The 13,079-nt window shown below is 43.2% G+C and carries 14 protein-coding genes; 9 read left to right on the top strand and 5 right to left on the bottom strand.

What is annotated here, in order from left to right:
- Positions 1 to 36: 36 nt before the first annotated feature.
- Positions 37 to 510 carry a hypothetical protein gene (locus ACFP56_RS08435; protein WP_379233236.1) on the bottom strand — a complete coding sequence of 158 codons (474 nt, stop codon included), beginning with the start codon at positions 508 to 510 and terminating at the stop codon, positions 37 to 39.
- 480 nt (positions 511 to 990) lie between these two features.
- On the opposite strand from ACFP56_RS08435, the gene ACFP56_RS08430 reads away from it, so the two are divergent.
- On the top strand, positions 991 to 1,296 hold the full coding sequence (locus ACFP56_RS08430; RefSeq protein ID WP_379233233.1) for a YunC family protein: 306 nt from the start codon (positions 991 to 993) through the stop codon (positions 1,294 to 1,296).
- An 83-nt stretch (positions 1,297 to 1,379) separates the two neighbouring features.
- Here the strand turns inward: ACFP56_RS08430 and mtnA are convergent, their stop codons facing one another.
- Complete coding sequence (gene mtnA / locus ACFP56_RS08425; RefSeq protein WP_379233231.1) at positions 1,380 to 2,435, bottom strand: S-methyl-5-thioribose-1-phosphate isomerase; 1,056 nt, start codon at positions 2,433 to 2,435, stop codon at positions 1,380 to 1,382.
- Positions 2,436 to 2,463: 28 nt separating this feature from the next.
- Positions 2,464 to 3,666, bottom strand: coding sequence for an S-methyl-5-thioribose kinase (gene mtnK, locus ACFP56_RS08420; protein WP_379233229.1), 1,203 nt, complete (start codon positions 3,664 to 3,666; stop codon positions 2,464 to 2,466).
- A 175-nt stretch (positions 3,667 to 3,841) separates the two neighbouring features.
- On the opposite strand from mtnK, the gene ACFP56_RS08415 reads away from it, so the two are divergent.
- The 7 genes from ACFP56_RS08415 (at position 3,842) to ACFP56_RS08385 (ending at position 10,857) form a co-directional block, all read left to right on the top strand.
- Complete coding sequence (locus ACFP56_RS08415) at positions 3,842 to 4,417, top strand: DUF1802 family protein (RefSeq protein ID WP_379233226.1); 576 nt, start codon at positions 3,842 to 3,844, stop codon at positions 4,415 to 4,417.
- A gap of 133 nt (positions 4,418 to 4,550) precedes the next feature.
- Positions 4,551 to 5,330 carry a Fe-S cluster assembly ATPase SufC gene (gene sufC / locus ACFP56_RS08410; protein ID WP_379233224.1) on the top strand — a complete coding sequence of 260 codons (780 nt, stop codon included), beginning with the start codon at positions 4,551 to 4,553 and terminating at the stop codon, positions 5,328 to 5,330.
- A 22-nt stretch (positions 5,331 to 5,352) separates the two neighbouring features.
- On the top strand, positions 5,353 to 6,660 hold the full coding sequence (gene sufD / locus ACFP56_RS08405) for a Fe-S cluster assembly protein SufD (protein WP_379233222.1): 1,308 nt from the start codon (positions 5,353 to 5,355) through the stop codon (positions 6,658 to 6,660).
- Positions 6,657 to 7,883 carry a cysteine desulfurase gene (locus tag ACFP56_RS08400; protein ID WP_379233220.1) on the top strand — a complete coding sequence of 409 codons (1,227 nt, stop codon included), beginning with the start codon at positions 6,657 to 6,659 and terminating at the stop codon, positions 7,881 to 7,883. The genes sufD and ACFP56_RS08400 overlap by 4 nt, the downstream gene beginning before the upstream one ends.
- A complete protein-coding gene (gene sufU / locus ACFP56_RS08395) occupies positions 7,870 to 8,295 on the top strand; it encodes a Fe-S cluster assembly sulfur transfer protein SufU (RefSeq protein WP_379233218.1) in 426 nt (141 codons plus the stop codon). The genes ACFP56_RS08400 and sufU overlap by 14 nt, the downstream gene beginning before the upstream one ends.
- A 41-nt stretch (positions 8,296 to 8,336) precedes the next feature.
- On the top strand, positions 8,337 to 9,734 hold the full coding sequence (gene sufB, locus ACFP56_RS08390) for a Fe-S cluster assembly protein SufB (protein ID WP_379233216.1): 1,398 nt from the start codon (positions 8,337 to 8,339) through the stop codon (positions 9,732 to 9,734).
- A gap of 127 nt (positions 9,735 to 9,861) precedes the next feature.
- Complete coding sequence (locus tag ACFP56_RS08385) at positions 9,862 to 10,857, top strand: zinc-dependent alcohol dehydrogenase family protein (protein ID WP_379233214.1); 996 nt, start codon at positions 9,862 to 9,864, stop codon at positions 10,855 to 10,857.
- 102 nt (positions 10,858 to 10,959) lie between these two features.
- On the opposite strand, the gene ACFP56_RS08380 is transcribed toward ACFP56_RS08385, so the two are convergent.
- The gene (locus ACFP56_RS08380) at positions 10,960 to 11,472 is read right to left on the bottom strand and encodes a DUF3231 family protein (RefSeq protein WP_379233212.1); all 513 of its coding nucleotides are present in this window, start codon (positions 11,470 to 11,472) and stop codon (positions 10,960 to 10,962) included.
- Between the two features lie 21 nt (positions 11,473 to 11,493).
- Positions 11,494 to 12,351: a manganese catalase family protein gene (locus ACFP56_RS08375; protein ID WP_379233210.1), complete on the bottom strand. Its 858-nt coding sequence runs from the start codon at positions 12,349 to 12,351 to the stop codon at positions 11,494 to 11,496.
- 180 nt (positions 12,352 to 12,531) lie between these two features.
- On the opposite strand from ACFP56_RS08375, the gene ACFP56_RS08370 reads away from it, so the two are divergent.
- Complete coding sequence (locus tag ACFP56_RS08370) at positions 12,532 to 13,056, top strand: hypothetical protein (protein WP_379233208.1); 525 nt, start codon at positions 12,532 to 12,534, stop codon at positions 13,054 to 13,056.
- The last annotated feature ends 23 nt before the right edge of the window (positions 13,057 to 13,079 follow it).

The following is a 13,079-nucleotide window of genomic DNA, read 5'->3' as shown; positions in this document are numbered from 1 at the left end:
CTATTCGGAAAGCGTCTCAGTCTTTTTTGTCATTGTTTATGATTCAATAAAGTCTTCAATTTCGTTCAATCTAAAGGTATAAACTTGCTTTTCGTCTACATGATAAACCGTTATTAATGAGTCATTTTCATCAATATTAATAACACGGCACGGTATGCTTATGACAATTCCGAGTCCACGATTGACAATTAGTCGGATGAGCTTGTTTTGGTCTTTGCATTGGCGGAATAATTCCATGCCTAGCGACAATTGATTACCTTGCTGTACTGCTGCTTCTGAAGCTTTAGGCGTATTGTCTTTTTGATCAGGCAACTGAGTAGGGACAGATGATTTTGAACTTGCTTTCATAAGTCGTGTATCTATTTCAGTTCCAAGTTCGATGCCAGAAATTACTTTATAGTCTATAAAACCTGCTGCATTAATTTTATTGAGAAGTTGTGCTAACGCGGATGCATGATGTTCATCCTCAATTAGAAACTGTACATTATAGACATACGATGTCTTGCTCATCTTTCAATTCCTCCGCGTAATAAGATAACTCTACTATAACATGATTGAAGGTATTTCAAAAGTCCTATGACTTATGATATTGTTGTTTTGATTTCTAGGATGAAATGCTTATTTTTCTAGTTTTTAACTCGTTTTCCTGTGAATGTATGTCGAATCTAAATCGTGGCACTACGTTCAAACTAAAGGGCAGCAATTGAACGCCAGTCGATTCGATTGGAAAGTATAACACAACGTATTTGCCGCTACGATCAGTTGCAGAGACTGTCGGCATGGATGTTGTTTTGAATCAGGAAAAGCTGATTATAGAGCTGAAAGAAAAAGTGTACCAGAAGGTCATTTTGGATGAAAGCTACATTATTTACGAAAATAAATAATCTAATCATGAAGTTGGCTCTACCCTCAGTAAGGGCGTTTGCTTCGTACACATCCGCCTTCTGTCATGCATATCGTGTATAAAACGCGATATGAGGTGAACTGCAAATGATCAAGATGATACCGATTACGTTGCCAAGCGGTGCAACAGTAATAGGAACAGAGGTTAAGCTTCCCAAAACATCGTTGTTATCAATTTCTTCTGATAAAGGCTATATTATGTGTGGTGCGTTAGATGTGGCACTCCTTAATGACAAGTTAAAGGATCGTCAAATCATTGCAGCAAGAGCGGTTGGCGTTAGAACGTTAGATGAACTGCTTCACGCGCCGCTTGAATCGGTTACACATGAAGCAGAGCGCTTAGGGGTAACCGTAGGCATGCGTGGGATTGACGCTTTAGAGCTAATGTTATAGGCAGATAAAAAGGCAGATAAAAAACATGCTGGCAAGCCGCGTGTCACACGTAGCTACCAGCATGTTTACATAGATCGAATAGTTTAGTTTTCGAACAGCTTGCGAAGATTTTCCTCATAAGGAGCTGTTACGATTCCTTTTTCCGTAATGATGCCTGCAACATACTCGTTAGGCGTAATATCGAATGCAGGGTTGAATACTTTAACACCTTGAGGAGCAGTACGCTTCCCAAAGCCTTCTGTAATTTCTTCATCAGGACGCTCTTCAATCGGAATTTCTGATCCAGTTGGCGTGTTCAAATCAATGGTTGAAAGCGGGCATGCAACATAGAATGGGATGCCATGAGCTTTTGCAAGCACAGCGACACTGTACGTTCCGATTTTATTCGCTACATCGCCATTGGCAGCAACGCGGTCTGTACCTACAATCACAGCATCGATCCAGCCCTTGGACATGACCATACCAGCCATATTATCGCAAATTAGCGTAACATCAACACCAGCTTGATGCAGCTCGAAAGCTGTCAAGCGTGCACCCTGCAGCACAGGACGAGTTTCGTCTGCGAATACACGCAGCTTCATGCCGCGTTCCTTAGCCAAGTAGAACGGCGCAAGAGCAGTACCATACTTTGCAGTTGCGAGCCCGCCAGCGTTGCAATGTGTAAGTACGCCCATATCCTCTTTAAATAGTGACAAAGCATACTCGCCAATTGCACGATTCGTTTCTTCATCCTGCTGTTGAATCGCAATGGCTTCATTTTCAAGAGCCTTTTTACTATCCTCAAGAGAGAAGCCTTGTGCAATAATTTGCTCTGCAGCTGCTTTCATTCGGTCAAGCGCCCAGAACAGGTTTACAGCAGTTGGGCGTGAAGTGGCTAGATACTGTGCAGATTCAATAACAGCTTTCTGCCACGCTTCAATCGTTTCAGCAGCTTGGCTTGCTACAACAACCCCATAAGCAGCAGCAATTCCAATAGCTGGAGCACCGCGTACCTTCAAGTGACGAATTGCTTCCCATACATCTTCTTTCGTTGTCAGCGGCAAATATACAATCTCTTCAGGAAGCAGTCGTTGATCCAGCAAGTCCACTTGACCGTTATTCCATTTGACTGATTCCAAGCCTACATAAGCTTCACTCATTGTTTATAATTCCTCTTTTCTCCGTATTCTAGTTGCTTTTTACAATATCGATAAGCTCGTAGATCGATTGAATGGATCGATTGCGAACAATTAGCTCTGTTCCAATGTTTAGTGCCTGACGTTGTGCAGCATTGCGTATAGCAGCATCCTCGATGCGATCAATATCTGCAACATGAGCTAGTCCAACAATGCGACGAATCATTTTTGCTCCAGCGAAACCAATAGTATCCTGCAGCACATGCTTCATATAGTATTCCTTATAGCCCTTAGCTTCATTAGCAAGACGATCTACACCGTGAGCTTCCCATAAAGCCAGGAATTTGTCATGGAACTGCTCCCATATTGATACGATCGTATTCAACAGCTCATTGCGGAACGCTTCACGATCAGCATCATCCTTCGTCCAGAACGCTTGTCCAGCATAATTCAATAGAAGATTGGCGATAATGGCGCCAATATCAAAGCCCATCGGGCCATAGAATGCAAACTCAGGATCAATTACCTTTGTTGAGTCCTTTTTAATAAAAATACTGCCCGTATGAAGATCGCCATGCAGCAGGGCTTCAGCTTTCGTCAAAAACTTTTCGCGCAAGATTGCAACTTCAAGATGCAGCGCATCGTTGCTGCGCAGTGCCGCTGCAGCATCCTCGATTGCTGCTTCAATATTGTTGTTATCCGATACGGTATAAGGATCATCAAAAATGAGATCCTCGGTTATTTTACACAGTTCAGGGTTAATAAAGTTTTTTACTTGCAGCTTCTTCTCCTGCTGATTCATGCCAAGATCGGAAGTGAAAAACAGTGTATTGGCTAAAAAGGTGGAAATATGTCCAGCGAAAAGCGGGTACTCATTTCCTTCGATCAACCCGCGGCGCATAATGACATGATCGCTCAAATCCTCCATTACTGTTAAAGATAATACAGGATCATATTGGTAGACTTGTGGAACAAGTCCGGGTGCAAGCTTGCCTTCAAGCATTAACTTTTCACTTTCGATTCGTGCACGATCCAGTGTTAGTGGCCAGGACTCGCCGACTACTTTAGCGTAAGGAAGAGCCTGTTTCATGATAAGACTTTTTCCACTAACGGAATCTGTAATGTGGAACACAAGATTCAAGTTGCCATCGCCAATTTCCTTACAGCTTAAAGAGGCGTCCGCAGGGAAAAACTGTTCAATATTGCGAGCAATGTTGATCGCTTCTTGCTCTGTTAAAGGATGATATGTAGACATATCGCCCACCTCCAAATCAGTATCGTTCATACACCATAACTTATAGTATAATAGATAATGATACCGCATGGAATATAAAATTTCTTAATTCCTTGAAAAAACCTCGGAATTAGAAAATATATCATTTATAGAAATGAATCATTACATTTATTACCTTTGTAAAGGAGTGAAGCTTGTGCTGAATCAAGAAACCGTTGCATTTAAGGAATGGGCAGTAACCGTCGATTCGCTATTAAAGGGCGAGCTTATTTTCGTGCTAAGAAAAGGCGGGATTGTTGAGGAGACTAAACATTTTGAGCTAAGCTCCCACCAGTTTTATTTAATGCCTGCTTATGAGCATCAGAAGGAGCATCTGCTGAAGGAGCCTTACCAGGGGAGAATCGCTGGCACGATGAACGAATGGTCGCCTGATCAATCGCATATGAAGCTTCAAGGATATGCAGAAGTTGTTGAGGACATTCTAATTCATGATCTTGAAAAGCTCCATGCGGTTTCAGAGCTGCATATTTGGACAGAGCAGTTTGCAGAGGAAAGATTGAAGTGGAAGAAAACGCAGCCACTTCATCTTATTGTGCTGCGTGTTTATCGATTGGACGAGCCTCTTATGACGACGATGCAGGATGCTTACCGCGGCTGCAAATCCTGGGTTAGTATCGAGGAGCATCTGCCAGAACGCAAATTTGTACCCGTATTAAGTGACGAGGAATTCAGAAAACAGTATGAGAAGCTGAAGCAGGCGCTATCGATATAAAAAGGTATGGTAATAAACGTGTTTGTTAACGTGTTATGATTGATTTATAACAAAAATTAAATTATAATAATTATTGAGAATCATTGAGAATCAACATTCAAAGTTGTAGATAACCGTGGAGGGATAGTATATTATGTCGACGAAATTTATCATCGATGGACTTAAAGCAGAAATCGAAGGAAAAGAAATTCTTAAAGGAATTAACCTTGAAATCAAAGGCGGCGAGATCCATGCGATTATGGGACCGAATGGTACTGGTAAATCTACGCTAGCTTCTGCATTAATGGGTCATCCTAAATATGAAGTAACAGCTGGTGCAGTATCGCTTGACGGTGAAGATGTATTGGAAATGGAAGTTGATGAGCGTGCCCGTGCTGGTATGTTCCTTGCTATGCAATATCCATCCGAAATTCCGGGTGTAACAAATTCTGACTTCTTGCGTTCTGCAATCAATGCACGTCGCGAGGAAGGCAATGAAATTTCTCTTATTAAATTCATTCGTCAAATGGAAGCTAAAATGAAGGATCTGGAAATGAATCCTGAGTTTGCACATCGTTACTTGAACGAAGGCTTCTCCGGTGGTGAGAAAAAACGTAACGAAATTCTTCAAATGATGCTTCTTGATCCTAAATTGGTTATTCTTGACGAGATTGACTCTGGTCTTGATATCGATGCGTTGCGCATTGTTGCTAACGGAGTTAATGCAATGCGTTCTGAAGATCGCGGCTTCCTGATCATTACGCATTACCAACGTCTTCTTGATTACATTACACCAGACTACGTTCATGTTATGATGCAAGGTCGCATCGTGAAATCTGGCGGTCCTGAGCTTGCACAACGTCTAGAGAAGGATGGCTATGACTGGGTTAAAGAGGAACTTGGCATTACAGATGAAACGGTTGGCCAGGCCTAATCGGAGAAGGAGGCATTAACAAATGAGTACACAATTAACAACTCCGACCGATCGTCAATCCGCGGAGGCGCTAGCACATAGCAAAGGCGAGCCTAGCTGGCTTGTAGCGCAACGTGGTCAAGCGGCTGAGTTATCTGCAACTTTGCCGTGGCCTAAGCCTGAAAAGGTTAAAATTGAGCGCTGGAATCTTACGGCGGTTGGTCAATATGAAGCAACAACAGCAGTAAGCTCATTAACTGAGCTGCCGCAAACGGTACAAGAGCTAATTGCAGAAGGTACTGAAAACTTGCTTGTACAAAAAAACACAGGTGTCGTATGGTCACAGCTTTCCAAAGAGCTTGCTGATAAAGGCGTTATTTTCACTGATTTGGAAACAGCTGCTAAGGAGCATAGCGAGCTTGTTGAAAAATACTTGTTCCAAGCTATTAAGCTTGATGAGAATAAACTTACAGCGCTCAATGCAGCACTGTGGAATGGCGGCGTATTCGTATACGTGCCAAAAAATGTTGAAGTTGAACTGCCACTTCAAGCGATTCTGTACAATGACAAAGCGGAAGCAACGTTCGCACCACATATTTTGATTGTGGCAGAGGACAATAGCCGTGTAACCTATGTTGATTCTGTCGTTACAGCTAAAGATTCCGTTACAGCAGAGTTCACACACCCTGCAATCGTAGAAGTGTTTGTTAAACCAGGTGCATTGGTGCGTTTCGGCTCCGTACATGCATTAGGCGAGAGCGGTGTTGATCTATCTCTTCGTCGTGCTGTTGTGGAAAAAGACGGACGTATTGAATGGATTATCGGTGATTTGAACGACGGCAATACGGTTTCTGATACAAAATCAGTACTTGTTGGCCATGGTTCTACCTCCGATACGAAAGTGATCAGTGTTGGTCAACACAAGCAACAAATGAGCTTGACTACACAAGCTGTTCATTTCGGTAAAAGCTCTGATAGCAATATGATTACACGTGCAGTTATGCGTGATTCTGCATCAGCGATTATCAATGGCATTACCAAAATTGAGCACGGTGCAACAAAAGCGAACGGTGTTCAAGCTGAGAAAGTGCTTATGCTAAGCTCAAAAGCACGCGGCGACGCCAATCCAATTCTTCTAATTGATGAGGATGACGTTACTGCAGGTCATGCTGCCAGCGTTGGTCAGGTTAATCCTGAGCAGGTGTACTATCTAATGTCTCGCGGGATTACGAAGCCAGATGCAGAACGTTTAATTATTCATGGCTTCTTGGCGCCAGTCGTTGATGAAGTACCAGTTGAAGCTGTACGCGATCAATTGAACCAACTTCTTGAAAGGAAGCTTGAGGGATGAATATAAATGCGATACGGGAACAATTTCCGATATTGCATCAAGAGATAAACGGGCATCCGCTCGTTTATCTTGACAGCGCGGCATCTTCTCAGAAGCCGCGTTCCGTCATTGATGCGGTGAGAAATTATTATGAGCTAGATCATGCCAATGTGCATCGCGGAGTCCATTCATTAGGCTCTCGTGCAACAGATGCGTATGAAGGAGCTCGCGAGAAGGTTGCCAAGTTTATCAATGCGCCATCTCCAGAGCAAATTGTGTTTACACGCGGTACAACAACCGCGCTGAATCTTGTTGCTTCAAGCTATGCGCGCAGTGTTTGCCGTGAGGGGGATGAGATTGTCATTACCCCAATGGAGCATCACAGTAACTTAATTCCTTGGCAGCAGGTTGCAAAGGCAACTGGAGCGACATTGAAGTATATTCCGCTTCAGCCAGATGGTACAATTACGATTGCAGATGCTGAGACAGTCATTACACCGAATACGAAAATCGTATCTGTCACCTATGTGTCCAACGTGCTTGGCTGCGTTAATCCGATTAAGGAGCTTGCTGCTATCGCTCACCGTAATGGCGCAGTAATGGTAGTAGATGGAGCACAAAGCACACCGCATATGAAAGTAGATGTGCAGGATCTTGACGTTGACTTCTATGCCTTGTCTGGTCATAAGATGTGCGGTCCAACAGGAATTGGCGCATTATATGGCAGACGTCAGCTTCTTGAAAATATGGAGCCGATTGAATATGGCGGTGAAATGATTGATTTTGTAGAACTGTATGACTCTACGTGGAAGGATGTTCCTTATCGATTTGAAGGAGGAACGCCTATTATCGCTGGTGCTGTTGGCTTAGGCGCCGCGATTGATTTTCTCGAAGAAATCGGCATGGATGCAGTAGACGAGCATGCTAGACAATTGACAAACTATGCGCTTGATGTTTTATCCAATATTGGTGGTTTGTCGATCTACGGACCACGAGAAAATCGTACAGGTCTTGTAACGTTTAATCTTGATGATGTGCATCCACACGATGTGGCTACCGTATTAGATACGAAAGGCATTGCGATTCGTGCAGGACACCATTGCTGTCAGCCGTTAATGCGCTGGTTGAATGTGTCAGCTACCGCACGCGCAAGCTTTTATATATACAACACAACGGATGAAATCGATCAGTTGGCCGATGCACTGAATCAAACAAAGGAGTTCTTCGGCTATGGAATTGAATGATTTGTATCGTCGTGTCATTATGGATCATTATAAAAACCCGCGCAACCGTGGAGAATTGCAAGACGAATCTGTAACGGTTCAGCTTAACAATCCGACATGCGGTGATCGCATTTCCTTACAGTTGCAGGTGGATAACGGCGTTGTAACAGATGCGCGCTTCACAGGAGAAGGCTGCTCCATAAGCATGAGCTCTGCATCAATGATGACGGAGGCGGTTAAGGGCCGAACGTATGAAGAGGCGTTGTCGCTTGCTGAACGCTTTTCGGCATTAATGCAGGGTGAAGAGGTGGAATTTGATGAGCTAGAGGACATTGAGGCGCTATCTGGCGTGAATAAGTTCCCTGCTCGCATTAAGTGTGCTACGCTTGCGTGGAACGCACTGAAAAAAGGAATCGAGCCACAGACGCATTAACGTATAAATTTTAAGGCAGTTAAAAAGGAGTGTGACAGATCATGGCAAAGTCAATGCCGGATTTAGGTGAGTACAAATATGGCTTCCGTGACGAGCATAAAGCGATTTTTCAGTCGGGTAAAGGTCTAACGGAAGAAATTGTACGCACAATTTCATCAATGAAAAATGAGCCGGAATGGATGCTTGAGTTCCGTTTGAAATCACTTGAACAGTTCAACAAAATGCCGATGCCTACTTGGGGCGGAGATTTGAGCGAGCTTGATTTCAATGATATTCAATACTATGTTAAGCCTTCTGAAAAACAAGGTAAAACATGGGAAGAAGTTCCGCAAGAAATTAAAGAAACATTCGATAAGCTTGGTATTCCTGAAGCAGAGCAAAAGTTCCTTGCTGGAGTTTCTGCACAGTATGAATCCGAAGTTGTTTATCACAATATGCAGGAAGACCTTGAAAAGCAAGGGGTTATCTTCACAGATACGGATACTGCGCTTCGCGAGCATCCTGAGATCTTCAAAGAATACTTTGGTACAATTGTACCTCCTGCAGACAATAAATTCGCTGCACTAAACAGCGCGGTTTGGTCTGGTGGTTCATTCATCTATGTACCAAAAGGCGTAAGATGTGAAATTCCATTGCAGGCTTACTTCCGTATTAACTCTGAAAATATGGGTCAATTCGAGCGTACGCTAATTATTGCAGATGAAGGTGCATCTGTGCATTACGTAGAAGGCTGTACAGCGCCGGTTTACAGCACGAATTCCCTGCACTCTGCAGTTGTTGAAATTATTTGCCGCAAGGATTCAACAGTTCGCTATACAACGATTCAAAACTGGGCGCCAAACATCTACAACCTGGTTACAAAACGTGCGGTTGCTGATGAGAATGCATCGATGGAATGGGTTGATGGCAACATCGGTTCCAAGCTAACGATGAAATACCCAGCAGTTGTGCTTCGCGGACGTGGAGCGAAAGGTACAGTGCTATCAATTGCTGTAGCGGGTAAAGGTCAGCTTCAGGATGCTGGTGCAAAAATGACTCACCTAGCGCCTGACACGAGCTCTACAATCATCTCCAAATCAATCTCTAAGCATGGCGGTAAAGTATCTTATCGTGGTCTAGCTCACTTCGGACGCAACTCCGATGGTGCGAAGTCCAACATCAAATGTGATACGTTGATTCTGGACAACGAGTCTACTTCCGATACTATTCCATATAATGAAATCTTGAACGATAACATTATCTTGGAGCATGAAGCGACGGTTTCTAAAGTATCCGAAGAGCAGCTGTTCTATCTCATGAGCCGTGGTCTTTCTGAAGACGAAGCTACGCAAATGATCGTAATGGGCTTTATCGAGCCATTTACGAAGGAGCTTCCAATGGAATACGCGGTTGAGATGAACCGCCTAATCAAATTCGAAATGGAAGGTTCTATCGGGTAATAGAAACTCAATCATATAAGATGCGAAACGGATTAAGACAAGGGGAAACCCTTGTCTTTTTTTATATGTCACTGTTACAGTTAACATAGTGATATGAAGATACTGTTCCATCATAAAGGAGCGTAATATGTTGAACGCAAAATGTGTTACATTCTCCAAATTCGGCAATCCGAGGGATGTATTGAAACTGGAGAATAGGCAGATCGAGCCACCAAAGGAACATGAAGTGCTAGTACGCATGATAGCCAGGCCAATCAATCCATCTGATCTGATCCCAATAAGAGGGTCTTATGCTCATCGCATTACACTGCCGAATATTCCTGGCTACGAAGGGGTGGGCGTGGTAGAAGATGTTGGTCGCTTAGTTTCAAAAGGCGTGATTGGTAAACGTGTTTTGCCTTTGCGGGGTGAAGGAACGTGGCAAGATTATGTTAAGACCTCAGCTAATTTTGCTGTACCAGTACCTAATGGTATTGATGATGCAACGGCAGCACAGCTGTATATTAACCCGGTAACGGCATGGGTCACCTGCACAGAGATACTCCGATTAACACCGAATGATGTTTTGATAATCAATGCAGGCGGCTCGGCAATAGGGCATATTTATGCGCAATTGGCAAAGCTGCTTGGATTCCGTTTAATTGCTGTTACGCGTAACGAACACTACACGAAGGGACTGCTTAGCACGGGTGCCTCGTATGTCATCAATACATCCAATGCTCCCCTTTATGATACCGTGATGGAATTAACAAAAGGTGCAGGTGCATATGCTGCGATTGATTCTGTCGGAGGTATAGCAGGGGAGGCTCTTGCTTCCTGTGTACAACCTAATGGGAAATTTTTATCCATCGGTTTATTATCGGGGCAACAGCTTAACTGGGCAGATCTTATTAATAAGGGAAAGCTTGATGCTACTATATTTCATCTAAGAAATTGGAATCACGCTGTCTCATTAAGCAAATGGCATGACGTCTTTCATCATTTGTTTGCCTTAGTCGATCATAATAAGTTGCGTGTAATGGATGTCCAAGCGAAATTTGAGTTAACTGAATTCATAAGCGCGATTGATGCCGTTGAAGCTGCTGAAGGCGTTAAAGGAAAAGTGCTTCTTATGAGCGTATAACAAAAAGGGAAATGAAGCCCAGTATTGGCTCGTTTCCCTCGATGTTCCATTGATTATGCTTATGAACAATTGTAAGTAGCTATCACGATGTACGGCTATGCACTAAGCATCCTCGCTGCCTTGAACATGTAATGGAGGAGGCATAAGCCAGCCTTTTTCTTTGCTCATTTCGAGGATACGCAAACCTAGAGCTGTCATTGTCAAATGGTACTTGCCGTACAGTGCACCGATATCCTCACGAATGGATTGACCCATTGCTGTGCTGCAACCGACAAGTGAAGCGGATGCTTCGACTGATAATTTAGCAGCGATTTCAGGGTCTGTAAAACGAGCTCCGACAGGAATATCGTCCAGCTCAACAGAAGGACGCTCAGGCAGTACAGGAGGTGGAGCAATACCATTTTCCAAAAGAATTGCGTCGATTTCTTTAATTTCAAGCTTCTTTTGATCTAGAAGATCATTAATGATTTTTTTAAGGTCCTTGTCCCCTGCGTGATTAAGGTAAAGCTCATAACAGGAAACAGAGCCCTTAGCACCCCATGAACTCATCCAAAGTGTATAGACTTCACCGTAATGCAGTGGTTGTTCTTTTGGATTACCGCTTAAAATACCCATTGTTTTATGTCTCCCTTTAGTTTAGTTATTCAAATCGTAAAGTCCAGGGCTATGCTCGTTCGGCATTTCTGGCATCTGAGGAACAGGATAACCTACAGGCGGCTGCATAATGTTAAGATCGCCCCCATTGCGGCTAGGTGTTTGACCGTTGAAAATTTCACCAAGCAAGTCTTGATCTAGACGGAAGTTAAACAACGCATTGTGGAAGCCCATATCAACAAACTTTTTGCACTCCGGATATTTATTGATATCGTAATTTGGTACAGGGAATACTTTACCCCATTCAACGCCAAGAGTTTCTAGCGCTTTGGCAAAAGCATTTTGATGGGCATTATCGCGAACAATGAGGAATCCTAATGTTTCACGCAGCGCTTTGTTTGTGCTCATCTCATATATTCTTGTTTTTTGCAGTACACCAGTAGATTCGAGCACGACATTGTTCAGCATGTCCGCAACCAGGTTGCCATGACAATACACCCAGGAACCATTCCACGGATTGCCACCAGCATCGACAGGCAGGGAGCTTTGTGCACCCATAATAAAATGGTGAGGGTTCGCGTCTTTAATCGCATCGTTCAGTGGCGCGCCGTCAATACCAGCATTGCCTACACCATTTGAATCTCCAGCGCCATTTAGCAGCTGATTGATCGTATTTTGCACGAGTTCAACATGTGCAATTTCCTCAAGAAATACTGCGCGAAGCAAGTCACGATATTTTTTTTCTTTCCCACGAAAGTTCGAGCTTTGGAAAAAAAACTGCATCATTGTGCGCATTTCACCAAATTGGCCACCAAGCGTCTCCTGCAAGACTTTGGCTGCAGCTGGATCTGGCTTGTCAGGAACGATCATATTAATTAAATCTTCCTTGTAGAAATACATGCCACCATTCTCCCTTCTGTTTGTATCATCGAACCTTTTAAGACAATCGGATACATCGTTAAATTAACCAGTTTGTTTATATTTATGTATTTGAAGAAAATGATTCATTTTTTACCTTGTACGTTTGAATTGAATTACATATGATAGAAGTATGAAAGCAAGCAGATAGGATGGATGAAAATGAATAATAGCAATAATAAGCAGCACGGCTTTCGAATATATAAGGATGACAGAGGGAGCTTACCCAAAACCTATGAGCGGAATGTAGCTGGCTCATCAGCAGGTGCATCGAATCTCGGTCAAGATGACAGGAATATGGAGGTTGCCTTTTTAAAGAAGCTTCATGCTCAAACCAAAATAGTTGGTTTCCTTGTTTATCATTCAGACATTAAAGGTATTCGATTCTTTGACCCATTGAAGCGAAAATTTATCGATATTGCACCATGGCAGCTGAATCGATTTGCGTTAAGCAAGCTTCAATTAATGGGGATCAGACAGATCGACTTGGTCCGTCATGAAGCAGGTGAGTCGAAGGGAACGGTTGTTGTTGAGTTTTTATCAAAATACGAGGCTGCGGGATACTATCGAGCGAATCGAATGGTTTCGAGTGATTTGGCAGAAGCGTTGAGTGGAATAACTAATTATATGCAAGAGGATGAGTATCAGGCTCTACTGAAAGAAGTGCAACATGGCAATTTACGATAATCCCGCGATGTCGTGCATGATGG

It is taken from the genome of Paenibacillus septentrionalis (assembly GCF_042659865.1).
Lineage (GTDB): Bacteria > Bacillota > Bacilli > Paenibacillales > Paenibacillaceae > Pristimantibacillus > Pristimantibacillus septentrionalis.
The sequence above is the reverse complement of the archived record's forward strand: the minus strand, read 5'-3'. Positions and strand labels throughout refer to the sequence as shown.